Source organism: Pseudomonas sp. RIT-PI-AD (assembly GCF_025642785.1).
Classification (GTDB): Bacteria; Pseudomonadota; Gammaproteobacteria; order Pseudomonadales; family Pseudomonadaceae; genus Pseudomonas_T.
On the sequence record NZ_JANZKU010000011.1, the window covers coordinates 60,567 to 84,248 of the forward strand.

At 68.5% G+C, this 23,682-nt stretch carries 17 protein-coding genes; 8 read left to right on the forward strand and 9 right to left on the reverse strand.

The annotated features are described in order from the left end of the window. Nucleotides 1-3: 3 nt before the first annotated feature. Nucleotides 4-903 (reverse strand): pseudouridine synthase, encoded by a 900-nt coding sequence (locus OGL92_RS11745; RefSeq protein ID WP_263143793.1) that lies wholly within the window; start codon nt 901-903, stop codon nt 4-6. Between the two features lie 131 nt (nt 904-1,034). Between OGL92_RS11745 and OGL92_RS11750 the strand changes: the two genes are divergently transcribed. After that, nucleotides 1,035-1,376 carry an I78 family peptidase inhibitor gene (locus tag OGL92_RS11750; protein WP_263143794.1) on the forward strand — a complete coding sequence of 114 codons (342 nt, stop codon included), beginning with the start codon at nt 1,035-1,037 and terminating at the stop codon, nt 1,374-1,376. Between the two features lie 301 nt (nt 1,377-1,677). Next, a complete protein-coding gene (locus tag OGL92_RS11755; RefSeq protein ID WP_263143795.1) occupies nt 1,678-3,582 on the forward strand; it encodes a PAS domain-containing sensor histidine kinase in 1,905 nt (634 codons plus the stop codon). 10 nt (nt 3,583-3,592) lie between these two features. Here OGL92_RS11755 and OGL92_RS11760 read toward each other — a convergent pair whose 3' ends face one another. From OGL92_RS11760 to OGL92_RS11780, 5 genes are all read right to left on the reverse strand, one after another. Beyond that, entirely contained in the window at nt 3,593-4,717 is a 1,125-nt protein-coding gene (locus tag OGL92_RS11760) for an ABC transporter permease (RefSeq protein WP_263143796.1), read from the reverse strand. Between the two features lies 1 nt (nt 4,718). Beyond that, nucleotides 4,719-7,451 carry a ribosome-associated ATPase/putative transporter RbbA gene (gene rbbA, locus OGL92_RS11765; RefSeq protein WP_263143797.1) on the reverse strand — a complete coding sequence of 911 codons (2,733 nt, stop codon included), beginning with the start codon at nt 7,449-7,451 and terminating at the stop codon, nt 4,719-4,721. After that, entirely contained in the window at nt 7,448-8,521 is a 1,074-nt protein-coding gene (locus OGL92_RS11770) for an HlyD family efflux transporter periplasmic adaptor subunit (RefSeq protein WP_263143798.1), read from the reverse strand. The genes rbbA and OGL92_RS11770 overlap by 4 nt, the downstream gene beginning before the upstream one ends. A gap of 113 nt (nt 8,522-8,634) precedes the next feature. Beyond that, nucleotides 8,635-10,707 carry an LTA synthase family protein gene (locus OGL92_RS11775; RefSeq protein WP_263143799.1) on the reverse strand — a complete coding sequence of 691 codons (2,073 nt, stop codon included), beginning with the start codon at nt 10,705-10,707 and terminating at the stop codon, nt 8,635-8,637. Between the two features lie 732 nt (nt 10,708-11,439). Continuing rightward, nucleotides 11,440-12,840, reverse strand: a complete 1,401-nt coding sequence (locus tag OGL92_RS11780; protein ID WP_263143800.1) for a mannan-binding lectin — start codon at nt 12,838-12,840, stop codon at nt 11,440-11,442. Between the two features lie 422 nt (nt 12,841-13,262). Between OGL92_RS11780 and OGL92_RS11785 the strand changes: the two genes are divergently transcribed. Continuing rightward, the gene (locus tag OGL92_RS11785; RefSeq protein WP_263143801.1) at nt 13,263-13,622 is read left to right on the forward strand and encodes a hypothetical protein; all 360 of its coding nucleotides are present in this window, start codon (nt 13,263-13,265) and stop codon (nt 13,620-13,622) included. Nucleotides 13,623-13,629: 7 nt separating this feature from the next. Here OGL92_RS11785 and OGL92_RS11790 read toward each other — a convergent pair whose 3' ends face one another. Next, on the reverse strand, nt 13,630-13,935 hold the full coding sequence (locus OGL92_RS11790) for a hypothetical protein (RefSeq protein WP_263143802.1): 306 nt from the start codon (nt 13,933-13,935) through the stop codon (nt 13,630-13,632). Nucleotides 13,936-14,096: 161 nt separating this feature from the next. On the opposite strand from OGL92_RS11790, the gene OGL92_RS11795 reads away from it, so the two are divergent. After that, nucleotides 14,097-15,143: a low specificity L-threonine aldolase gene (locus tag OGL92_RS11795; RefSeq protein ID WP_263143803.1), complete on the forward strand. Its 1,047-nt coding sequence runs from the start codon at nt 14,097-14,099 to the stop codon at nt 15,141-15,143. Nucleotides 15,144-15,258: 115 nt separating this feature from the next. Here the strand turns inward: OGL92_RS11795 and OGL92_RS11800 are convergent, their stop codons facing one another. Next, the gene (locus tag OGL92_RS11800; RefSeq protein ID WP_263143804.1) at nt 15,259-15,789 is read right to left on the reverse strand and encodes a hypothetical protein; all 531 of its coding nucleotides are present in this window, start codon (nt 15,787-15,789) and stop codon (nt 15,259-15,261) included. A 77-nt stretch (nt 15,790-15,866) separates the two neighbouring features. Between OGL92_RS11800 and OGL92_RS11805 the strand changes: the two genes are divergently transcribed. From OGL92_RS11805 to OGL92_RS11815, 3 genes are all read left to right on the forward strand, one after another. Continuing rightward, entirely contained in the window at nt 15,867-18,572 is a 2,706-nt protein-coding gene (locus OGL92_RS11805) for an EAL domain-containing protein (protein WP_263143805.1), read from the forward strand. Nucleotides 18,573-18,668: 96 nt separating this feature from the next. Continuing rightward, nucleotides 18,669-19,316, forward strand: coding sequence for a peptide-methionine (S)-S-oxide reductase MsrA (gene msrA / locus OGL92_RS11810; RefSeq protein WP_263143806.1), 648 nt, complete (start codon nt 18,669-18,671; stop codon nt 19,314-19,316). An 85-nt stretch (nt 19,317-19,401) separates the two neighbouring features. After that, on the forward strand, nt 19,402-20,658 hold the full coding sequence (locus tag OGL92_RS11815) for an HD domain-containing phosphohydrolase (RefSeq protein ID WP_263143807.1): 1,257 nt from the start codon (nt 19,402-19,404) through the stop codon (nt 20,656-20,658). Between the two features lie 8 nt (nt 20,659-20,666). Here OGL92_RS11815 and rlmJ read toward each other — a convergent pair whose 3' ends face one another. Next, complete coding sequence (gene rlmJ / locus OGL92_RS11820; protein WP_263143808.1) at nt 20,667-21,515, reverse strand: 23S rRNA (adenine(2030)-N(6))-methyltransferase RlmJ; 849 nt, start codon at nt 21,513-21,515, stop codon at nt 20,667-20,669. A 173-nt stretch (nt 21,516-21,688) separates the two neighbouring features. On the opposite strand from rlmJ, the gene OGL92_RS11825 reads away from it, so the two are divergent. Continuing rightward, nucleotides 21,689-23,491, forward strand: coding sequence for an acyl-CoA dehydrogenase (locus OGL92_RS11825; RefSeq protein WP_263143809.1), 1,803 nt, complete (start codon nt 21,689-21,691; stop codon nt 23,489-23,491). The last annotated feature ends 191 nt before the right edge of the window (nt 23,492-23,682 follow it).

The following is a 23,682-nucleotide window of genomic DNA, read 5'->3' on the forward strand; positions in this document are numbered from 1 at the left end:
ACCTCAGGGGTCGAGGGTAAGGCCGCTGTCGAAATGCCGGCGGCGCCCGTCCAGCGGGTCGACGAAGGTCAGGCTGCGCGCCAGTAGCTTGAGCGGATGCCGGTAGTCGTCGGTTTCGCGCAGGTGGCGTTCGAGCAGGCGCGGGTAGAAAGGATCGCCGCAAATAGGCGCGCCGAGGGCCGCCATGTGCACCCGCAACTGGTGCTTGCGCCCGCTGACCGGATGCAGGCGGTAGTGCCAGAACGCGCCCTGGCGGGCCTTCACCTCGATGAGCGTCTCGCTGTTGGGCTCGCCGCTGGCCTCGGTCATGCGGAAAAAGGGCTCGCCAGGCACCAGCCGCGAGCGGTGCCGATAGGGGAAATCCAGTTCCGGCAAGGCCGGGGCGATGGCCTCGTAGGTCTTGTCGATGCGCCGCTCGCGGAACAGCGCTTGGTAGGCATCGCGGCTGGCCGGGTCGACGGAGAACAGCACCAGCCCGGCGGTGAGGCGATCGATGCGATGGATCGGCACCAGGTGCGGGTTGTCCAGGCGTCGCATCAGCCGCGCCAGCAGGGTCTGTTCCACATAGCTCCCCGAGGGCATGACAGGCAGGAAGTGCGGCTTGTCCACCACCAGCAAATGCGCGTCCAGATGCAGCACGCGCTCGTCGAACGGGATCGGCGCTTCCTCGTCCACCTCGCGGAAATAGTGGATGCGCAGGCCCACCTTGTAGGGATGGTCGGCGGCCAACGCCATGCCCTGGGCATCCAGCACCCGCCCGCGCGCGAAGCGGTCCAGCCAGCGCGCGCGGGAGATCGCCGGGAAGTGGGCGCACAGGCACTCCAGCAGGGTCGTCCACTCGCCCTGGGGCAAGTGCAGGGTGCTGGCACCGGCGGGCCGCGCGAAGGGAGGCGAAGCGGTCATGGCGATCTCGGGGCGCTCGGGCGTCGAAAGCCGCCATTAGGCCGCAGCCGGCGCGCAGGGTCAAAAGCGCAGGCGACGCCGCCGCCTCGGGCTGATAGGGTTGAAACCTTCGGAATCCTCGAGGAGGCACCATGACATTCAAGGTCATCCCGCTGGGCTATGTACTGTTCGCAGCCCTGTTGAGCGGCTGTGGCAGCACGCCGGAAGCCCCTTCCCCCGACGAACCGGACGCCCGCGCGCACGCCACCGACCTGCCGTTGCCGAGCAGCGCCGGATGCGACTCCGCGATCGGCGACGCGCTGGTGGGCAAGGCCGCCGATGCGGCGCTGCTGGAGCAAGTGCGCCAGCGTTCCGGGGCGCGCACCCTGCGGGTCCTGCGCCCCCACGACGTGATCACCCTGGAGTACGACTCCCAGCGGCTGAACCTCGAGACCGACGAGGGCGGTACCATCCAGCGCGCCTACTGCGGCTGAGCGTCGCATGGGGGTACCCGGCGAGCCCGTCGCGGCTCGACCCGGGTCGTGAAAACCACACCGGGCGCGGCCTGCGCCGGCCTCGACGTTGGCCACTGGCGGAATCCAGGCGCTACACTGAGTCCGCCTCGCCTCCGGCATGGGTGCCGGGGCGCGGCGAGGCTTTCCACTCGCCATCTGCCACGCGGGCTTTTTCATGGATGAATTCGATTTTCTGCCTGCCCGGAGCCGGATCACGGCTTCGCTCCGCGCCCGGGACTGGGCCGCTTCGCCCCTCGGGCCCCCCGCGCGCTGGCCGGCCGTGCTGCGCGCCACGCTGGCGTCGATGCTCGACGCCGCCCGGCCGCTGTCCCTGGCGTTCGGCGAACAGCGCTGGTTTTTCTGCAACGACGCTTACCTGCCCCTGCTCGACCAGGACCTCGAAGAAGCCCTCGGGCAGCCGCTGGCGCGGGTCCGCGCGCACCCCTGGCACGAGGTCGAACCGCCGGCGGCCGACCGCTGCGGCGAACCGGGCCATGAAACGCGGGACCTCAGGCGCAGGGTGATCCGCGATGGCCGCAGCGAAGAAAGCTGGTGGTCGTCCTGCTATTCGTCCCTGCGCGACGAACGCGGCGTCGCCGTCGGCCTGCTCTGCGCCACCCACGAGACCAGCGCCGGGGTTCGCGCCCTGGCCGCCCTCGCGGGGCAGCCGGCCGGGGACGATGCCGAGGAGCGCGACCGGGTCTGGGGCATTTCCCGCGACCTGTACCTGGTGTGCGGCTTCGACGGCTACCTGCGCAGCGCCAATCCGTCGTGGACGCGGGAAATGGGCTACGGGCCGACGGACCTCGTCGGCAGGCGCTTCGACGAACTGGTGCACCCGGACGACCGGGACGCGACCCTGGCCGAGGTGAAGCGCCTGATCCGCCGCGACAGCCAGGACGACTTCCAGGTCCGGGTGCGCCGCGCCGACGGCGGCTACCGCTGGTACAGCTGGACCTGCACCCCGGAGCAAGACCTGTTCTACGCCTCCGGGCGGGACATCCAGCGGCGCCGGGAACTGGAGGACCTGCTGCGGCAAAGCCAGAAGATGGAAGCCATCGGCCAGCTCACCGGCGGCATCGCCCACGATTTCAACAATTTGCTCACCGGCATCAGCGGTTCCCTGGAACTGCTGCGACGGCGCCTCGACAACGGCCAGCGGGACGACCTGGAGCGCTACATCGGCATGGCCCTCAGCGCCACCCAGCGCGCCGCCTCGCTGACCCACCGCCTGCTGACCTTCGCCCGCAAGCAGGCGCTGTGCCTGGGCGCGGTGGACCTCAACGCGGTGGTCGCCGACATGGAGGAACTGCTGCGGCGCACCCTCGGCGAGAAGGTCGTGCTGGAGTACCGGCTGGGCCCCGCCATCTGGCCGGCCAACACCGACGCCAACCAGTTGGAAAGCGCCCTGCTCAACCTCTCGATCAACGCCCGCGACGCCATGCCCGACGGCGGCCGGCTGACCATCGAGACGCGCAACCTGAGCCTCGACGCGGCCGGCGCCGGCCAGGCGGCGGACATGGCGCCGGGGGACTACGTGGTCCTCAGCGTCACCGACAGCGGCACCGGCATCCCGGCGGAACTGCTCGACAAGGTCTTCGACCCCTTCTTCACCACCAAGCCCATCGGCCAGGGCACCGGGCTCGGCCTGCCGATGATCTACGGGTACGCCAAGCAGTCCGGCGGCCACGTCAGCATCGTCTCGGACACCCAGCGCGGCACCTGCGTGCGCCTCTACCTGCCGCGACACCTGGAGCGAGCCGACGACGCCCAGGTCGAGGGCCCGCCGGAGCAGGCGTCGCCGCGGCCGGTGCGGGGCGAGCGCATCCTGGTGGTCGAGGACGACCACGCGATCCGCGCGCTGCTGCTGGAAGCCCTCAGCGAACGCGGCTATCGGGTGCTGGAGGCGGCCGATGCCGGGGCCGGCCGACAGTGGCTGGAGTCCGCGGAGAAGCTCGACCTATTGGTCACCGACATCGGCCTGCCGGGCCTCGGCGGCGACGAACTGGCCGCCCTCGGCCGGCGCGCGCGACCGGGGCTGAAAGTCCTGTTCATCACCGGCTATGCCCACGAAACCCTGCTCGAACGCTTGAGGCTCGACGGCAATGCCCGGCTGCTGAACAAGCCGTTCAGCCTCGACGGCCTGGCCGCCGCGGTGCGCGAGCTGTGCGAGAAGCCCGCCTGAGGGAACGCCCTCAGGCCATCTGCGCGAGGGTCGAACGGAAGCGTCGCAGCGCCGCCCAGAAGAACGCGCTGCCGATGCCGAGGATCGCCAGCAGTTGCGGCCAGACGATGTCCAGGCCGGCGCCGCGGTAGAGGATCGCCTGGGCCAGGCCGACGAAATGGGTGGTGGGCGCCAGCAGCATGATGTTCTGCACCAGCACCGGCATGCTTTCCCGCGGGGTGGTGCCGCCGGAGAGAATCTGCAGGGGGATCAGTACCAGGATCGTCAGCAGCCCGAGTTGCGGCATGGAGCGCGCCAGGGTGGCGAGGAAAATGCCCATGGAGGTGGTGGCGAACAGATGCAGCGCCGCCCCCGCCAGGAACAGCGCCAGGGACCCGCCGATCGGCACCGCCAGCCAGCCTTCCACCACCACGCGCAGCGAGAAGGCCGCCGCCAGCAACACCACCACGCCCATCGACCAGACCTTGGCCAGCATGATTTCCGAAGCCGACAGCGGCATCACCAGCAGATGCTCCAGGGTGCCGTGCTCGCGCTCGCGGATCAACGCCGCGCCGGTGAGGATGATCGACAGCATGGTGATCTGGTTGATCACCTCCATCACCGCGCCGAACCAGGCCTGGGTCAGGTTCGGGTTGAACTGGGTGCGCACTGCCAGGCCGGCGGGCAGCGTGGTGCCGCCGCGGGAGCGGCCGACGAACTCGGCCACTTCGGTGGCGAAGATGTTCTGGATGTAGCCGGCGCCGGTGAAGGCCTGGCCGATCTGCGTGGCGTCGACGTTGAGCTGCACCGCCGGCGTGCGGCCGGCGAGCACGTCGCGCTGGAAGTCCGGCGGGATGTTCAGGGTGAAGGTGTAGCGGCCGGTGTCCAGGCCGAGGTCCATCTGCGCTTCGTCGATCAATTCCGGCGAACGGAAATAGGGCGGCTGGAAGGCCTCGATCAGGCGTGTGGACAACTGCGAGCGGTCTTCGTCGACCACGGCGATGGGCGCCCGGTGCAGGGTTTCCGGCAGGCCGGTGGCGGTGCTGTAGACGCCCAGGGTGAAGGACCAGAGGATCAGCGCGAGCATCGCGTAGTCGCGGCCCAGGCTGCGGAATTCCTTGATGCCGAGGTTGAAGACGTTGGCGAGCCCCCCCATCTCAGGCCTCCTGCTTCTTCAGGAACAGCACGCTGAGGGTGGTCAGCAGCGGGATGGCGATCAGCAGGGGCACGAAATACGGCGCCAGCTCGTGGAACCCGAGCGCCTTGGAGAACACCCCGCGGCTGATGGTGAGGAAATGCGAAGCCGGGTAGAGCTTGCCGATCCAGGCGGCCGCCCCTTCCAGGGACGCCACCGGGTGAATCAGCCCGGAGAACTGGATCGCCGGGATCATGGTGGCGATGGCGACGCCGAACACCGCGGCGATCTGGCTGCGCATGAAGGTGGACAGGAACAGGCCGAGGCCGGTGGCGGTGATCACGTAGAGCAACGCGCCGAGCAGCAGGGTCGGGAAGCTGCCCTTGAGCGGCACGCGGAACACCAGCACCGCCAGGGCGGCCATCAGCAGGAAGTTGATCATCCCCATGACCACGTAGGGCAGTTGCTTGCCGACGAGGAACTCCAGGCGGGTCACCGGCGTGACGTAGAGGTTGGTGATCGAGCCCAGCTCCTTCTCGCGCACCACGCCGAGGGCGGTGAGCATCGCCGGGATCATGATCAGCAGCAGCGGGATCACCGCCGGGACCATCGCCTGCAGGCTCTCCACGTCCGGGTTGTAGCGGTAGCGCACTTCCAGCCCGGCATACCCGTTCGGGCTGGCGCCGGGGGTCTGTCGCGCCAGTTCGCCGAGGTAGCTGGCGTGCAGCCCCTGCACGTAGCCGAGCACGGTGCTGGCGCGGGTCGGCATGGCGCCGTCGACCCAGGCGCCGATGGTCGGTTGGGCGCCGCGCTTGAGGTCGCGGCCGAAACCCGGGGGAATCTCGATCGCCAGGCTCAGCTTGCCGCTGCGCATGCGCCGGTCGAGTTCGGCGTAGTCGCGGATGGGTTCGCGCTCGACGAAGTAGCGCGAGCCGGCGATGTTCAACGCGTAGGCCTCGCTGGTGGTGGTCTGGTCGCGGTCGAGCACCGCGTAGGACAGGTCCTCCACGTCCAGGCTGATGCCGTAGCCGATGATGAACATCAACAGCAGGGTGCCGAGCAGCGCCAGGGTGAGGCGGATCGGGTCGCGGCGCAGTTCCATGGCTTCGCGGCGCGCATAGCTGAACAGGCGCAACGGGCTGAACCGCACCGGCGGACGCCGGGACGCCGACGCCTCGGGCGCCGCCGCGGGCGCCTGGGGTTCCGCCGCGGACACGCCGGCGGCTTCTTCCAGGTAGGCGATGAAGGTCGCCTCCAGGCTGCCCAGGCCGCGCTGCCGCACCAGTTCGGCCGGGGTGTCGCTGGCCAGCACGCGGCCGGCGTGCATCAGCGAGATGCGATCGCAGCGCTGCGCCTCGTTCATGAAGTGGGTGGAGATGAAAATGGTCACGCCCTGGTTGCGCGACAGGTCGATCATCAGCGCCCAGAAGGTATCGCGCGCCACCGGGTCGACCCCGGAAGTCGGCTCATCGAGGATCAGGATGTCCGGCTGGTGGATCACCGCCACCGCCAGCGACAGGCGCTGGCGGATGCCCAGGGGCAGGCCGTCGGGCTGTTCGTCGGCCACCTTTTCCAGGTCGAAGCGCTGCAGCATCTCCGCCACGCGGGTGGCGATCAGCGGTTCGGGCATGTGGAACAGCCGCCCGTGCAGCACCAGGTTCTGCCGCACGCTGAGCTCGCTGTACAGGGAGAACGCCTGGGACATGTAACCGACCCGGCGCCGGGTGCCCATGTCGCCGGCATCCACCGGCCGGCCGAACAGCGCGCAGTCGCCCTCGCTGGCCGGCAGCAAGCCGGTGAGCATCTTCATGGTGGTGGACTTGCCGCAGCCGTTGGAGCCGAGGAAGCCGAAGATCTCCCCGCGCTCGATGCGGAAACTGACGTGGTCGACGGCGACGAAATCGCCGAAGCGGCAGGTCAGCCCGCGCGCCTCGATGGCCACCTCCGCCGCCGCGCCCTGCTGGGCGCGCGGCGGGATCACCAGTTGCCGGTGGCCGAGCCGGCGGCGCTCCGGCAGCAGGGCGACGAAGGCGTCTTCCAGGCTGCCGGTAGCGGTCCGCTCGCGCAGCGCCTGGGGCGTGTCGGTCGCCAGCACCTTGCCTTCGTCCATGGCCACCAGCCAGTCGAAGCGGTCCGCCTCCTCCATGTAGGCGGTGGCCACCAGCACGCTCATGCCCTGGCGCGCGGCGCGGATGCGCCCGATCAACTGCCAGAACTGGTTGCGCGACAGCGGATCGACCCCGGTGGTGGGCTCGTCGAGGATCAGCAGGTCGGGGTCGTGGATCAGCGCGCAGCACAGGCCGAGCTTCTGCTTCATGCCGCCGGAGAGCTTGCCGGCCGGGCGGTCGGCGAAGGACGCCAGCCCGGTGCTGTGCAGCAGGTCGGCGATGCGCCGCTCGCGCTCGGCGCGGGCATGGCCGAACAGCCGCCCGAAGAAGTCGACGTTCTCGAACACCGAGAGCGTCGGGTAGAGGTTCTTGCCCAGGCCCTGGGGCATGTAGGCGATGCGCGGGCAGACCGCGCGGCGATGGGCGGCGGAGCGCATGTCGCCGTCCAGCACCCGCACCTCGCCGGCCTGCAGGCGGCGCGCGCCGGAGAGCAGCGCCAGCAGGCTGGACTTGCCGACCCCGTCCGGGCCGATCAGCCCGACCATGCGGTCGGCCGGCAACTCCAGGTCCACGCCGTCCAGCGCCAGGGTCGCGCCGTAGCGCAGCGTCACCCCCTCCAGGCGCGCCACGCTCGCCGCGGCGGTCATTGCGGAACCTTGACCTGCAGCCGGGCGGGCCATTCCACGTCAGGCGTCACGCGCAGGTAGGCCATGCCGGGCACGCCGGTCTTCACGTAGTCCATGTGCTTGCGCAGCAGCTCGGGGTCGATCCGCGCCTTGACCCGGAACATCAGCTTCTCCCGCTCGCGGGCGGTCTCCACGCTCTTCGGGGTGAATTGGGCGACGCTGGCGACATAGGACACCTTGGCCGGGATCACGTATTCCGGCAGGGCGTCGATCACCAGGCGCACCTCGTCGCCCAGGCGCACGCGACCGGCCTGGGGCGCGGGCAGGAAAAAGGTCATGTAGACGTCGGACAGGTCCACCAGGTTGAGCAGCTTGCCGCCGGCCGGCAGCACCTCGCCGACCTGGGCCACGCGGTACTGCACGCGGCCGCCGCGGGGCGCCTTGAGCTGGCTGTCCCGGATGTCGGCGGCGAGTCGCTCGGTGCCGGCCTTGGCCGCCTCGATGGTCGATTGCGCCTCGATCACCTGGGAGCGGGCAGCGGCGATGCCGGCGTCGGCGGAAATCACCTGGGACCGCGACGCCGCCAGGGCGGCCTGGGCGCTTTGCAGGGCCGCGCGATCGTCGTCGAGCTGTTGCTGCGGCATGGCATTACGCTTGACCAGGGTCTCGGTACGGGCGAAGCGCTTCTGGATGGCGGTCACCTCGGCTTCGCGCTGGGCCACCACGGCGTTGGCGGTGGCCTTCTCGCTCTCGCGCTGGGCCACCAGGGCGGCGGCGGTGAGCTTGGCGTTCTCGGCCTGGCGTACCTGGGCCTGGGCCTGGTCGAGCTGCGCCTGGAGCACCTGGGTGTCCATCTGCGCCAGCACCTGGCCGGCCTGGATGAAATCGCCCTCGTCGACGAGCAACTCGGTGACCCGCCCGGGCAGCTTGGTCGCCACATCCAGTTCGGTGGCCTCGATGCGACCGTTACCGCTGGCGAAGTCCTCGCCAAGGTCGCTCGGGGCGAGCGCGCGCCAGGCGAAGAAGGCGCCACCGGCGATGATCAGGGCGATAGCGCCCCAGAGGAGAGGTTGCTTGCTTGCCTGTTTCATCCCGCCTTCCCGTTCCATGAGCATCCTTGCATCTTAGGGCGGGCCAGGCGCGTGGCGCTTGACCCTCATCAAACCCATCGTCCCTGTGGCCGGCCCGTCGTTGGCCGGCCGCCTCAGGGCTTGCCGTCGACCACCCCTGCGGTGTTGTCCAGCAGGCTGTCGGTGGCGATCTTGAGGAACGCGTCCAGGCGGCGCTTCAGTTGCGCTTCGTCCGGCGCCCCCTCGATGTGCCGGCTGACCGCGTCGGCGCCCAGGCGATAGTCGTAGACCCGCGCCGGCATGTCGCGCGGCTGCACCAGGATGCGCCCGCCGGACAGGATGGCCACGGTCTGGTCGCTGCCCGAGGGCTTGATCACGCCGAAGCCCGCGTCGCCCGCCGGCAGGTTCAGCAGGTCGCGGCCCCAGCACTGGTGGCGGACGTCGCCGCCGAGGCGGCCCATGATGGTCGGCACGATGTCGATCTGGGTGCCCACGGTGTCGCGCACCGCGCCGAATTTTTCCCGGGCGCCCGGGCCGATCAGCAATAGCGGCACGTTGAAGCGGAACAGGTCCATTTCGGTGAGTTGCTCGTTGCTGCCGAAGCCGTGGTCGCCGACCACCACGAACAGGGTGTCCTTGAAGTAGGGCGCCTGGCGCGCCTTCTCGAAGAACTGGCCGAGGGCCCAGTCGGAATAGCGCATGGCGGTCAGGTGCTGGTCGAGCGAACCGTAGCCGCGCACCGGCTCCACCGGGAGGTTCTCCGGCAAGGCGTAGGGCGTGTGGTTGGAGAGGGTCTGCAACAGCGCGTAGAAGGGCTTGCTGTCATCCAGCTTGGCCAGCTCCTCGGCGCCGCGGTCGAACATGTCCTGGTCGGAAACGCCCCAGGTCGGGTCGGAGAACACCGGATCGACGTAGTCGCCGCGGCCGATGAAATTGCTCATGCCCTGGTTGCCGAAGAACCCGGCCTGGTTATCCCAGGCGAAGTCGCCGTTGTAGACGTAGAGGTTCTCGAAGTCGCGGGCACTGAGCAGTTGCGGCAGGCCGGAAAACTTGTGGCTGCCCTCCGGCATCTGCATCAGGTACTCGAAGCTGGGCAGGTTGGGGAAGCACGCCATGGTGGCGAACATGCCCTGGTGGGTGTGGGTGCCGTTGGAGAAGAAGCGGTCGAACAGCACGCCCTCCTTGGCCAGCTTGTCGAAGTACGGGGTGATGTTCCCCGGCGCGCCCAGGGCGCCGACGTAATGCCCGGCGAAGCTTTCCAGCAGGATCACCACCACGTGGCGGATCGGCAGGGTGCCCGACGCCGGCGGCCGGTAGTCGCGGCGCACCGGCGCGGTGTCGGCGTCCACCAGGCGATCCTCGGGGGTCAGCAGCATCTCGCGCACCAGGCGCCGCGCCTCTTCCTCCGGCATCGCACTCTTCCAGGCGTTCTCGCGATGGTCGGAGAACTGGCTCTTGGCGGCCGCGATCAAGGTCAGGGTGCCGTTGAGGCCGAGCTGGTTGGCGAACATCGACTCGGTGGTGAAGGCATCGCCCCAGCGCAGCGGCGGCCCCTGGCGCAGGGTACCGCGGGCGGCGACCACCGCCACCAGCAGGCACACCACGAACACCGGCAGGCGCCAGTACCAAGCGCCGCGCGCGCTCGTCGCACCCACCGACATCGCCGCCGGCGCCGGCCGCGTCCAGCGGTCCAGGGCCTTGAAGGCCCAGGCCAACAGCAGCGTCGCCAGCGCCCAGGCGAGCAGGTAGCGGAGCACCGGGAAACCGTACCAGAGCATGCTCATCACGGTCTTCGGGTCTTCCTTGACGTACTGGAAGACCAGGCCATTGAGGCGCTGGTGGAATTCGCGATAGAAGTCCAGCTCGATCAGGCCGAGGAACAGCGTGCCGCTAGCGAATACCGTCAGCCAGGCCCGCATTGCCCCGCGGGCGTTCATCGCTGCCAGGCTGAGCAGCGCCAGCAGGAGCGGCGCGCAGGCATAGACCACCAGCCGCAGGTCGAAACGCAGGCCGTTGAGGAAGGCTTCGACGAAGGTGTCGGCCGGGGTGGCGCCGATCTGTTCGCTGTTGTAGGCCAGCAGCGCCAGGCGCAGCGCCGAATACATCAGCATCAACAGGCAGGCGGCAGCGAGGGTGAAGGCCAGGTGATGCTTGAGGCCGATGGGGGTGGCCGGGAGAGGTTTACCGATCCGGGGTTCCACAGACATGGGTCGAGATCCATCCGCTGAGCGCGTGAGTTCGGGAGAGCGTCCAGGCCCCGCGGGCCTGGATCCTGATAGCCGGACCCTGGCGCGCGCCAGGGCGCGGCCGCCAGGGTCCGGCAAGTGGCGCGCAGTGTGGCATTGCAGACGAAGCGGGGGCAACGCGAGGCGGCGACAAATACGCCGGGCGCCCGCCGGGTCCGGCCCTGACCGGGCTGGCAAGGAGCAGCGCGGGAGCAGGCGGCCCGGCTGCTTGCAGGCGTTCGCCCGACGCTGAAGCCGGTCGCCGTCGCCCTCGACCGGGCGGCGAGGGGGAGCGGAACCGAGCCGCCCGAGCGCTTATTCACCGTTTCGGTGGATGACCCTGTGGACAAGCTGTCGGCAGGCCCGCGACGGCCTGTGTCCGCGCGGAGGGCGGGCGCTGGACGTTTTTCGAACAGGCTTCAAGCAGCCTCCGTCCGCTTACCCACAACCGCTGTGCAGGACGCTGTGGATAAGCTGTACAGCCTCGCCGAAGGACCAGGCCAGCCGGGGCTCCGAGTTATCTGTACGTTTTTCGACCAGCGCTTGGACGGGGACCTCACCCGCGCGACCCATCGCGTCATGGCCGCACAAGCGGGCCAGGACGCCGCGCTTTACTCACAGTCCCTGTGCATCGCCCTGTGGATAGGTTGTGCGGACCGCCTTGGGGGCCCGACTCGCCGCGGCCTGCGGCGAATCGGATGTTTTTCGTGCAGCTCAGCCTCCGCAACAGCCGCAGACGGACATGCGCCCCTGCACCGTGGTGGTCCAGTTACCGTTCCAGCCGCCCTTGTCCTTGCAGGTTTGCACGCACTTCTGCTGGGCGTCGTCGTTGTTCCAGATCGGCCCGGCCTGGACGTCGGTCGCCTTGCACTGGCCGTTGAGCACGTCGTCGAAGATGTGGCTCAGGGACGCCGACGGCAAGGTGTTGCTCGCCGGGGTGGCGTAGTTGTGGCAACCGAAGCAGTTGGAGACGAAGGACGCCGCGGGATTGACCTGCTGGAAGGTGGTTTCCATCACCGTGTTGGCCAGGCGGATCGAACCGCGCTGGTTGCTGATGATCGCCGACGGTTGCTTGATGTCGCTCTCCCAGAGCGCACCGACGTTCAGGTAGTTCTGCCAGACGGCCATGGGATCGTCGCTGGACAGCCCGGCGAGGAAGCCGTGGAGCTGGCTGTTGAGGCCATCGACGATGGCGGCGTTCTCGGCGCCCTTGTCGTCCGAGGGGTCGGTGCCGTCGTGGAAGACCCGGCAGATTTCCGAAGGCGTACCGGTGAGGTTTTGGCTCGGCCCGGCGGTGTTGAACTTGCAGGCCGGCGGCATGTTCGGCAACTGGCTGGCGCAGTTGGCGCTGGTGAAGGACCAGCCGCTCGCCGGTGCGGTGCCCGGCGCCTGGCACTCGGGCACGTTGCTGCGATGCTCGAAGGTGGCCCAGACGAATTCCGGGTGCAGGGCGGTGGCGATGGCCAGGTGGAAGCCGACCAGGCCCAGCAGCTCGTTACCCGGTACGCCGTCGACGTTGGCCTCCAGCCAGAAATAGCTGGCCTTTTCGGCCGGCGTGATGATCCGCCAGGCGGTCTTGATCTCGGTGGTACCGGCCGGGAAGTTCGCTGCCGTCTGGATCGCGCCGGTGTTGCACAGGTTGCGGCTGAAGCGGATCTCGTAGAACACCACGTTGCCCTGCTGATCGAAGATGGTCGCCCCGCCGCCGGCCTGACCGGTGCGCTCCGGCAGAACGAACGGCGTATTGGCGGACATGGCCTTCACCGAGCGCACGAACATCGCCTCGGCCGGCACGTTCGGCCCGCAGGAGTCGGTGCCGGTGGCCTGCAACAGCGGATAGTTGGCCGGGACCTGGAAGTTGCGCAGCCCGCTGCCATCGGCCGCCGGGCTCGCCAGGGCGAGGAACCACTGCCAGGAGAACTGGTAGAAATCGCAGAAATCGGCGTTGGCGCCCTCGGGGATCTCCCCCGGCGGATTCGGCTGGCTGATCCAGCTCGCATCGGCGTTGCACGGCGGGTCGGCGGCGAAGGCGCTGGGGGCCGCCAGCCAGGGCGCGGCGAACAATGCCAATAACAGGAACCAGCGATACAACGGGAATCGGCTCGTGGCGTTCATCTGTTTCTCCTTGATCATCGATTCACGGTCTTCCATAGCGCCGCGCCGCATCGGGTGCGGGTGGCTTGAAGGGGTGGTGCTTATGGGTGGAGACGGAAACGGGCGGGCACCCGATGCGGCTTCTTGCGTAGCCGGAGACGGGCCATCCCGAGAAGGGGAGCGGTAGGGATCTAGCGGGCGTAACCGAGCGGGCTTCCATGGCCTTGCCTCTTCGTCGTCCCGAGACCCGCGTTGCCCCGTTCGGGGAGGGATTCCACCCAGGCAGGGTCAGGCCTTGGGCGTGAATGACGGACGGAAAACAGGCTCGCCGGATGAATTTGAAGTTAGAAGAGCCTGAGAACCTTGGCAAGGCGCCCGCTATTGGCCGTTTTACCTACAGCAGATATGGAAGGACCTGTGGATAAGCTATCGGCAAGACGTGCATGGCATTCGGCGAGAACGCCGCTATCGAAGCGGTACGTATCGAACGATTCGAAGCGGCCTCGCCGGCCTGCGGTAAGAGCGACCTGCCGCAGGGCGCCTCGACGGTAGCCAACTTTTTCAGCCGCCCCACTCAGGTGAGTTCGGAAGCGCTGATCCGCGAGTACCGATGGGTGCCTTGCATGCTGGAAGGTACCCTGCCCCATGGGGAAAGCTGTCACTGGACGCTGCATGCCAGCGCTATCGGCAGCCTTGCCTGCCGGCGTAATCCACCGCACATGCGCGAAGGGAGGGTGCGACGACCTGTGGAATCAGGCGTTCACCGACAATCGCGAGCGATGAACGCCATGGAGAACCAGTAGCCGGAACTCAGTGGGGATTCAACTGGCCCAGGCAGCTCTTGGAAATGCTCAGCAAGCGCTCATGGGTCTTGGGCGGCAGGGGCGTCTTCAGGGTGGCGATCTCGCGGATTTCCGCCTCGCTCAGGTCGTGGCTGATCTTGTCGGCGGCGCAGTCGCAATAGCCCTGCAATTGATCGCCAGCGACGTTCGACTGGGCGCTGGCCTTGCATTCCTTCACGAAGGATTCCCGGGCACCGGACGGCCACTCGGCGGCATGGACCGGGAGCGCGGCCAGCAACGGCGCGCACAGGGCGATCAAGGGGTAATAACGCATCGTCAAGGCTCCTTTCATTCGATGGCCGGACCGGTCGCTGACCGGAGGTTCCTCTTTGTGAGGGCGCGCACGGCGCGGAGTTCCTCGGCGGCGCGATCCGGCATACAGTAGGCGGCATCCGTCCGGCCCCCGCGCGCCGGCGCCGTCAAAGGATTCGACCCATGACCGATCAGACCCAACAGTTCGCCAGCGACAACTATTCCGGCATTTGCCCCGAAGCCTGGGCGGCCATGGCCGAGGCCAACAGCGGCCACCAGCGCGCCTACGGCGACGACCAGTGGACGGCCCGCGCCGCCGACCATTTCCGCCGCCTATTCGACACGGACTGCGAAGTTTTCTTCGCCTTCAACGGCACGGCCGCCAACTCCCTGGCGCTCTCCTCCCTGTGCCAGAGCTACCACAGCGTGATCTGCTCGGAGACCGCCCACGTCGAGACGGACGAGTGCGGCGCGCCGGAATTCTTTTCCAACGGTTCCAAGCTGCTCACCGCGCGCACCGAGAACGGCAAGTTGACCCCGGCGGCGGTGCGCGAAATCGCGCTCAAGCGCCAGGACATCCACTACCCGAAACCGCGCGTGGTCACCCTGACCCAGGCCACCGAGGTCGGCAGCGTCTACCGCCCGGAGGAAATCCGCGCCATCAGCCAAACCTGCCGCGAACTGGGCCTGCACCTGCACATGGACGGCGCGCGCTTCTCCAACGCCTGCGCCTTCCTCGATTGCGCGCCGGCGGAGCTGAGCTGGAAGGCCGGGGTCGACGTGCTGTGCTTCGGCGGCACCAAGAACGGCATGGCGGTGGGCGAGGCCATCCTGTTCTTCAACCACGACCTGGCGGAAGACTTCGAATACCGCTGCAAGCAGGCCGGCCAGCTGGCGTCGAAGATGCGCTTCCTGTCCGCCCCCTGGGTCGGCCTGCTGCAGGGCGATGCCTGGTTGCGCCACGCCCACCATGCCAACCGCTGCGCCCGCCTGCTGGCCGAGTTGGTGGAAGACGTGCCGGGCATCAGCCTGATGTTCCCGGTGGAGGCCAACGGCGTGTTCCTGCAGATGTCCGAGCCGGCCCTGGAAACCCTGCGCGGCCGCGGCTGGCGCTTCTACACCTTCATCGGCGCCGGCGGCGCGCGCTTCATGTGCTCCTGGGACACCGAGGAAGCCCGTGTGCGCGAACTGGCGGCGGATATCCGCGAGGCGATGCGGGCGGGCGATTGATCGTCGGATTGGGGACCGACCGGCCCCGCGAAGACGAGGCCAGGTTCCAGAGCATTCTCGAGGGGTTCCGCTGGCGGGACATGGACTGATCCGGGCGCGTCCTCGCGCCCGGATATCAACCCTTCTGTACGTTGCGCACCAGGAAGCTGAGGGCCTTGGCCAGTTCCCCGGCGCCCTTGAAGTCGCGCACGGTGCGCAGCCAGGGGCTGCCATCGGCGGGGTTGTAGAAGACGCAGCTGATGCCGCTCTGCGGGCATTCGTAACGGATGAAGGGGTCGACGCCGAATACCGACAGGCGGGCGTTGTGCACGGCCACGTCATTGCCGTGCTCGGCGCGGCGTTCCTCGCGGGCGAGCAGTTCGCCCTGGGCGCCGACGCTGAGTTGGTAGAAGAGATCGTCCCGCTCGCCCTGGCCGACCTGGTAGCCCGCGCGCAGGGCGTAGGTCTTGAGCAGATCGTTGCAGTGGGCGAGGAGCGCCTTACGCTCGTTGTCGGTCAGGTACAGGCGCTTGAGTTCGGCGATGTAACGCTGCTGTTCGGCGCCGCTGAGGCCCTTGTCGCCCTGCTCCGCCGGGGCCGCGCCGGCGCCCAGCGTCACCGCCAGGGCCAGCGCCGCAGCGAGTTGTCTTGTCAGTCCCTTTCGCATGATGCACCCTTGCTCAACACGAGGATAAAGCGGGCGAATGCCCGAACCCGGCCAGCATACTGGAAGCCCACCGCCCGATGAAAAGCCATCCCGATGTCACCAGCCGTACGGTGGCCGAGGTTGTGACGCAGTTGCCAGTGCCTTCGCGGCTCGGCTTGCTGCGCTTCGAGCGATTGAACGAGCCGAGCTGGGCGCTGCTGTTCCTCGACCCCGGCTGCGAACGCCGGCTCGGCCTGCCCGCCAGCGCCCTCTGCGCGCTGATCGACGCCCCCTACGCCAGCCTGATGGAACCCGAAGCCCGCTATCGGCTGCACGACGCGCTGCAGGCCCAGTTGGCGGAGCGCGCCTACTACCTGGTCAGCTACACCCTGCACACCCCGCTCGGTCCGTTGCGCATGCTGGAGCTGGGCGAGCCCTTCCAGCAGCATGGCCGGCAACTGCTGCGCGGCTACCTCCTGGTGCTCGACGAAAAGACCGAGGCCAAGGCGCCCCAGCCCCATCCGCTGGAGGAGCAGAACCAGCGCCTCAAGGCCGCCCTGGAGGGCTACCAGCGCTCCCAGGAAGATCACTTGCAGCACCTGGTCCGCTCGCAGGCGCAGCAGAGCCTGATCGTGCGCCTGGCGCGCTATCGCTACACCTCCGACGATCCGCTGCACGAAGCCGCCGAGCTGATCACCCAGGCGGCCAGCGAAATCTACAACGTCGACCGGGTGAGTATCTGGACCCTGCGCGGGGATAGCCTGGAGTCGGTGATCCGCTACGACCGCGTCCTCGGCCGCCACGAGCACCCCGAGCCGATCGACGCCGGCCTCTACCCGGTCTACCTGGAAGCCTTGCAGAGCGGGCGCGCCATAGACGCGCACAATGCGCTGAGCGACCCGCGCACCCGCGAATTGATCGAAAGCTACCTGCACCCCACCGGGATCAGCGCCCTGCTCGACGCCAGCATCCGCATCGGCGGCGAGGTGATCGGCGTGCTCTGCCTGGAACACGTGGGCAGCGAGCGCGTCTGGCAGGCCGACGAGATCGCCTTCGCCGGCGAGCTCGCCGATCAGTACGCCCAGGTCATGATGAACCAGGAGCGACGCAGCGCCTCCAGCGCCCTGCACCTGTTCCAGCGCGCCGTCGAGCAAAGCGCCAGCGCTTTTCTACTGGTGGACCGCGACGGCCTGGTGGAGTACGTCAACCCGAGCTTCACCGCCATCACCCAGTACGACACGGACGAGGTGTACGGCCGTCGCCTGGCGCAGCTGCCGGTCCTGGAAAACCTCAACGAGCAGTTGTTCGACGCCCGCTCCAGCCTGGCCCAGGGCAACAGCTGGCAGGGCGAATTCCGCAGCCGCCGCAAGAACCTCGAGCCCTACTGGGCGCAGTTGTCGATCTCCAAGGTGTACGGGGAGAACGGCGAACTCACCCATTACATCGGCATCTACGAGGACATCACCGAAAGCAAGCTGGCGCACCAGCGCATCGAGAAGCTCGCCTACCAGGACAACCTCACCGGCCTGGGCAACCGCCCCTGCTTCATCCGCAACCTGGAGGAACGCTTCCGCCGGGACGACGCCACGCCCCTCAGCCTGCTGCTGGTGGACATCGACAATTTCAAGCGAATCAACGACAGCCTCGGCCACCAGACCGGCGACAAGTTGCTGGTGAGCCTGTCGCGGCGCCTGCGCAACAGCCTGTCGCCCAGCGGCACCCTGGCGCGCTTCGCCAGCAACGAGTTCGCCGTGATGCTCGACGGCGCCGACCTTCAGGCGGGCCAGGCGATCGCCAACCAGGTGTTGCAGACCCTCGACAAACCGCTGTTCGTCGACAACCAGTTGATCAGCATCACCGGCTCGGTGGGCCTGGCCTGTGCTCCGCTGCACGGCCATGATCCGCAGACCCTGATGAAACACGCCGGCCTGGCGCTGCACAAGGCCAAGGCCAACGGCAAGCACCAGGTGCAATTGTTCACCGAGGCGCTGAACGCCGAGGCCAGCTACAAGCTGTTCGTCGAGAACAACCTGCGCCGCGCCCTGGCGCAGAACGAACTGGAGGTGTTCTACCAGCCCAAGCTGTGCCTGCGCACCGGCCAGTTGGTCGGCATGGAGGCGCTGCTGCGCTGGAACCATCCGGAAAAGGGCATGATCCGTCCGGACCAGTTCATCAGCGTCGCCGAGGAAACCGGGATGATCATCCCCATCGGCAAGTGGGTGATCCGCGAGGCCTGCCGCATGAGCCGCCAGCTCAGCGCGGGCGGCCTGGGCGAGTTGCAGGTGGCGATCAACCTGTCGCCCAAGCAGTTCAGCGATCCCGACCTGGTCGGCTCGATCGCGGCGATCCTCCACGAGGAGGCGCTCTCCGCCGAACTGCTGGAGCTGGAACTCACCGAATCGCTGCTGCTGGATGCCACCGACGACACCCGCCAGCAGCTCGGACGCCTGAAGAGCCTCGGCCTGACCCTGGCCATGGACGACTTCGGCACCGGCTACTCGTCGCTGAGCTACCTGAAGAAATTCCCCATCGACGTGATCAAGATCGATCGCAGCTTCATCAAGGACATCCCCGACAGCCAGGACGACATGGAGATCACCTCGGCGGTGGTGGCCATGGCCCACAACCTCAAGCTGACCGTGGTGGCCGAAGGCGTGGAGACCCCCGCCCAGTTGAATTTCCTCCGCCGCCAGCGCTGCGATGTCGGCCAGGGCTACCTGTTCGACCGGCCCATCCCCGGCCGCGACCTGCTCGCCAGCCTGCGCCGCTACCCCTGCCGCCGCCCGGGCCACCCGCCCCACTGAGCCGACGCCCGTGCTCGCCGCCGGACGAGCTGGCGCGCGTTTCCCGGCAACCCGGGTAAGATGAATCCGGCCTTCCCGCTTATCCAGGAGACTCCCATGGTCCTGCGCTCACAGATCCTCGTCCACAAACAGGAACTCCCCACCCCCGCCCAGGCCTTGCCGGGGCGCGATACGCCGATGCCGATTCCCGAGGCCCACGAAGTCAACGGCCGGCCCTTGCAGGGCCCCTTTCCCGCCGGTCTGCAACAGGCGGTGTTCGGCCTCGGCTGTTTCTGGGGCGCCGAGCGGCGCTTCTGGCAGGAGCTGGGCGTCTGGACCACCGCCGTCGGCTATGCCGGCGGCGCGACGCCGAACCCCACCTACGACGAAGTCTGCTCCGGGCTGACCGGGCATACCGAAGTGGTGCTGGTGGTCTTCGATCCCCGCGAGACCTCCTACGAGACCTTGCTCAAGGTGTTCTGGGAAGCCCACAACCCGACCCAGGGCATGCGCCAGGGCAACGACCAGGGCACCCAGTACCGCTCGGCGATCTACTGCACCGACGCCGCCCAGCTGGAAGCCGCGCGCGCCAGCCAGGCGCGCTTCCAGGCGCAACTGGATGCGGCCGGCTTCGGACCGATCACCACCGAGATCGCCGAAGCGCCGCCGTTCTATTACGCCGAGGCCTACCACCAGCAGTACTTGGCGAAGAACCCCAATGGCTATTGCGGACTGGGCGGCACCGGGGTCTGCCTGCCGGGCTGAACGCGCCGGGCGACGGCTGTCCGCCGCGTTTCCCGGTAAGGAGCTAGACTCGTAGCGAACAGCCAGCATCCGATGCCGAGCCCCCATGCCCGACAGCAACGCCCTCTACATCGCCCCCGATCAGCTTTGCGTAGGTCTCTATGTCCAGCTCGATTTAGCCTGGTGGGAACATTCGTTCGCCTTCAGCAACTTCAAGATCAAGGACGAGGCGCAGATCAAGGCCCTGCACAAGCTGGGCCTGAAGAAAGTCCGCTACGACCCGGCGCGCAGCGATTGCCCGCCCCTGGAGCCCGAGCCCCAGGCCGAGGCCACGGCGCCCGTCGAGGCCGCGCCGCCGAGCCCCGAGGAGATGGCGCGGCAGAAACGCGTGGAAAAGCTCAGCGTGCTGCGCAAGCGCCTGGCCGAGGTCGACCGCAAGTTCGTGCAGACCAGCCAGCGCGCCAAGGGCCTGACCCAGACCCTGCGGCGCCAGCCGGAGGAACTGACCAAGGAGGCCGGCGCCTTGATCGGAGAACTGGTCGAGGCGGTGCTCGCCGAGGATGGCGTGGTGCTGCACAGCATCAATGGCAAGGCCTCCGACGACGCCTACTACCACCCGCTGAACGTCACCGTGCTCTCCATGCTGCTCGCCCGCCAGCTCGGCTTCGATGCCGAGGCATGCCATAGCCTGGGCATGGGCGCGGTGCTGCACGACATCGGCAAGCTGGAGATCCCCAGCAAGGTGCTGCTCAAACCCGAGCCGCTCACCCGCCCCGAGCAGCAATTGCTGCAGATGCACACCGAATACGGGCTGCGCATGGGCCAGAAGCTGATGTTCGACGACGATGTGCTGCGGATCATCCACGAGCACCACGAATATTGCGACGGCAGCGGCTACCCGCGTCAGTTGCACGAGCCGGCGATCAGCCGCCTGAGCCGGGTGGTGTGCATCGCCAACCACTTCGACAACCTGTGCAACCCGCTCAACCCGCGGGACGGGCTCAGCCCCCACGAGGCCCTGGCGAAGATGTTCGCCCAGCGTGGGCGCTTCGACGACGTGGCGTTGAAAGCCTTCATCCGCTGCATGGGCGTCTATCCGCCCGGCAGCCTGGTGCAACTGGAGGACGATCGCTATGGCCTGGTGCTGGGCATGCACCCGACCCTGCCCCTGAAGCCGACGCTGATCCTCTACGACCCCAAGGTACCCAAGGCGGAAGCGCTGATCGTCGACCTCGAGCAGGAGCCGCGCCTGGCCATCGCCCGCGCCATGCGGCCGGCGCAGCTACCCGCCGACGCCCTCGAATACCTCAACCCGCGGCAGCAGCTCTCCTACTACGTCGATCCCCGCCAGGCGCGCGCCTGAAACGGCGCTCAGGCGCCCGGCTTTTCCTCGATCAGCCAGTCCAGCCGCCAGCCCCCCTGGCTCTGCGCCAGGTGCTCGGCCAACCAGGGCAACAGCGTCCGCAGTTCCTCCTCCAGGCCCCAGGGCGGGTTGGCGATGGCCAGCCCGGAGCCGTTCAGGCGCTGCGCCTCGTCCGCGGGGTGCACCAGCAACTCGACCCGCAGCAGCTTGGGCGCGCCGCTGTTCTGCAGGTCGCGGTAGAAGCGCTTGAGCTGGCGCTCGTCCTTGATCGGATACCAGAGCGCCACCACCGCCTGGCGCATGCGGCCGATGGCTTCCTGCAGGGCGCGGGCGCCGCGCTGCAACTCGTCGGACTGCTCGTAGGGCGGATCGATCAGCAGGATCACGCGCTTCTCGCGGGTCGGCAGCAGCGCCCGCGGCACATGCCAACCCTCGCCCAGGTGAACCGCGACGCGGCGGTCGCCGGCCATGTTCTCCTTGAGCAGGCGGCCGTCTTCCGGGTGCTTTTCGTTGAGGTGCAGACGGTCCTGCTCGCGGCTCAGGTGGCGCGCCAGCTCCGGCGATCCGGGGTAGTAGCGCAGCTCGCCGCGGGGATTCAGGGCGAGGATGGCGCCGCGGTAGTCGGCCAGCGCCGCCGGCGCGTCGGGCGCGTCCCACAGGCGGCCGATGCCGGCCTGCCATTCGCCGGTGCGACTGGCCTGGTCGCCGCGCAAGTCGTAGAGGCCGATGCCGGCGTGGCTGTCGACATAGGCGAAGGCGGCCTCCTTGCGCGACAGCAGGGCGATCAGCCGGGCCAGGGTGAGGTGCTTGAGCACGTCGGCGTGGTTGCCGGCGTGGAAGGCGTGGCGGTAGTTCATGGCGATCCTCTCATCGGGCGGCGATTCTAGCAGGCCGGGAAAAGCCGCTGTCGGCCCGCCGCGATCGGCGGCGCGCGTGGCCGGGCTTCTGCGCCGCCATCACGCCCGTGCATGGTGCTAGGCGGGCGCCGCGCGCGGCCCCTAGACTGCGCCGATCCCACGGAGGTACGTCCATGTCCGAGACCCTGCTCAGTTCCCGCAACCTGGCCTTCGAGCTGTACGAAGTGCTTGATGCCGAAGCCCTGACCCAGCGCGAACGCTTCGCCGAACACAGCCGCGAAACCTTCGACGCCGCCCTGGGCACCGCGCGCAGCCTGTCCGAGAAATACTTCGCCCCGCACAACCGCAAGGGCGACGAGCAGGAGCCGGAGTACGTCGACGGCGCCGCGGTGCTGATCCCCGAGGTGAAGCCGGCGGTCGACGCCTTCCTCGCGGCCGGCTTCCTCAATGCCACCCGCGGCTTCGAACAGGGCGGCATGCAGCTGCCGACGCTGCTGTCCCAGGCCTGCTTCGCCCATTTCCAGGCGGCCAACGTCGGCAGTTCGGCCTACCCCTTCCTGACCATGGGCGCGGCCAACCTGATCGAGAGCTTCGGCAGCGAGGAGCAGAAGCGGCGCTTCCTGCAACCGATGATCGAAGGGCGCTTCTTCGGCACCATGGCGCTCACCGAGCCCCACGCCGGCTCGTCCCTGGCGGATATCCGCACCCGCGCCGAGCCGGCGGGGGACGGCAGCTACCGGATCCGTGGCAACAAGATCTTCATTTCCGGCGGCGACCACCCGCTGGCGGAGAATATCGTGCACATGGTGCTGGCCAAGCTGCCGGACGCGCCGCCCGGGGTGAAGGGCATCTCGCTGTTCATCGTGCCCAAGTTCCTGGTGGACGACGACGGCGCCCTGGGCCCGCGCAACGACGTGATCCTCGCCGGCCTGTTCCACAAGATGGGCTACCGCGGCACCACCTCCACCGCGCTGAACTTCGGCGACGCCGGCGCCTGCGTCGGCTACCTGGTGGGCCGGCCGCACCAGGGCCTGGCCTACATGTTCCAGATGATGAACGAGGCGCGGATCGGCGTCGGCATGGGTGCGGTGATGCTCGGCTACGCCGGCTACCTGTATTCCCTCGACTACGCCCGCGAGCGCCCCCAGGGGCGCCTGCCGGACGGCAAGGACCCGGCGTCGGGCCAGGTGGCGATCATCCGCCACGCCGACGTGCGGCGCATGCTGCTGACCCAGAAGGCCTACGTCGAGGGCGCCTTCGACCTGGCGCTCTATGCGGCGCGCTTGGTGGACGACAGCCAGACCCTGGCCAGCGAGGAAGGCCGCCGCCAAGCCCACGAACTGCTCGACCTGCTCACCCCGGTGGTCAAGTCCTGGCCCTCGGAGTTCTGCCTGAAGGCCAACGAACTGGCGATCCAGATCCTCGGCGGCCATGGCTACACCCGCGAATACCCGGTGGAGCAGTACTACCGCGACAACCGCCTGAACCCGATCCACGAAGGCACCCATGGCATCCAGTCCCTCGACCTGCTCGGGCGCAAGATCGGGCAGAACGGTGGCGCCGGGCTCAAGCGCCTGACCCGATTGATCCAGGACACCTGCACCCGCGCCGGCGAGTTCCCGGCGCTGATGCCGCTGCGCGAACCCCTGGAGCGCCTGCTGGCGAACCTCTCCGAGGTCACCCTGGGGTTGCTCGGCGACCTGCTGCAAGGCCAGGTCAACCGCGGCCTGGCCAACTCGGCGCTGTACCTCAAGGTGTTCGGCCACCTGGTGATCGGCTGGCGCTGGCTGGAACAGGCGATCCGCGCCGAGCAGGGCCTGGCCCGCGGCGAGGCGACGGATGCCGACTTCTACCGCGGCAAGTTGCAGGCGGCGCGTTACTTCCTCACCTGGGAAGTGCCCGGCTGCCACCACGAACTGGCCCTGCTGGAGGCCCGCGACGACACCTGCCTGGCGATGCAGGAGGCCTGGTTCTAGCGCGATACGCGGCCCTGGGGACGCGCGTCTGCTCCAGGCGCCGCCCCGCCGGTTGCCGCGGTCTCGCGGCGCGACCGAATCGCGCCGTCAACCCGGCGACGGCGCCGATCCGGGCACCATTGCGGGGCATCCGCCGCCCGCCGCGCAGCTTCGCGGCCACCGCTCGGCAACAATCTGTCCGCCCTTCGGCA

Excerpts from the sequence above, each read along its gene's own strand:
- OGL92_RS11790 (WP_263143802.1), bottom strand. The coding sequence starts at position 13,935 with ATGCGTTATTACCCCTTGATCGCCCTGTGCGCGCCGTTGCTGGCCGCG.
- OGL92_RS11745 (WP_263143793.1), bottom strand. The coding sequence starts at position 903 with ATGACCGCTTCGCCTCCCTTCGCGCGGCCCGCCGGTGCCAGCACCCTG.
- OGL92_RS11805 (WP_263143805.1), top strand. The coding sequence starts at position 15,867 with ATGAAAAGCCATCCCGATGTCACCAGCCGTACGGTGGCCGAGGTTGTG.
- OGL92_RS11795 (WP_263143803.1), top strand. The coding sequence starts at position 14,097 with ATGACCGATCAGACCCAACAGTTCGCCAGCGACAACTATTCCGGCATT.
- OGL92_RS11800 (WP_263143804.1), bottom strand. The coding sequence starts at position 15,789 with ATGCGAAAGGGACTGACAAGACAACTCGCTGCGGCGCTGGCCCTGGCG.
- OGL92_RS11825 (WP_263143809.1), top strand. The coding sequence starts at position 21,689 with ATGTCCGAGACCCTGCTCAGTTCCCGCAACCTGGCCTTCGAGCTGTAC.
- msrA (WP_263143806.1), top strand. The coding sequence starts at position 18,669 with ATGGTCCTGCGCTCACAGATCCTCGTCCACAAACAGGAACTCCCCACC.
- OGL92_RS11780 (WP_263143800.1), bottom strand. The coding sequence starts at position 12,840 with ATGAACGCCACGAGCCGATTCCCGTTGTATCGCTGGTTCCTGTTATTG.
- OGL92_RS11785 (WP_263143801.1), top strand. The coding sequence starts at position 13,263 with ATGGCATTCGGCGAGAACGCCGCTATCGAAGCGGTACGTATCGAACGA.
- rlmJ (WP_263143808.1), bottom strand. The coding sequence starts at position 21,515 with ATGAACTACCGCCACGCCTTCCACGCCGGCAACCACGCCGACGTGCTC.
- OGL92_RS11770 (WP_263143798.1), bottom strand. The coding sequence starts at position 8,521 with ATGAAACAGGCAAGCAAGCAACCTCTCCTCTGGGGCGCTATCGCCCTG.
- rbbA (WP_263143797.1), bottom strand. The coding sequence starts at position 7,451 with ATGACCGCCGCGGCGAGCGTGGCGCGCCTGGAGGGGGTGACGCTGCGC.
- OGL92_RS11815 (WP_263143807.1), top strand. The coding sequence starts at position 19,402 with ATGCCCGACAGCAACGCCCTCTACATCGCCCCCGATCAGCTTTGCGTA.
- OGL92_RS11750 (WP_263143794.1), top strand. The coding sequence starts at position 1,035 with ATGACATTCAAGGTCATCCCGCTGGGCTATGTACTGTTCGCAGCCCTG.
- OGL92_RS11775 (WP_263143799.1), bottom strand. The coding sequence starts at position 10,707 with ATGTCTGTGGAACCCCGGATCGGTAAACCTCTCCCGGCCACCCCCATC.
- OGL92_RS11760 (WP_263143796.1), bottom strand. The coding sequence starts at position 4,717 with ATGGGGGGGCTCGCCAACGTCTTCAACCTCGGCATCAAGGAATTCCGC.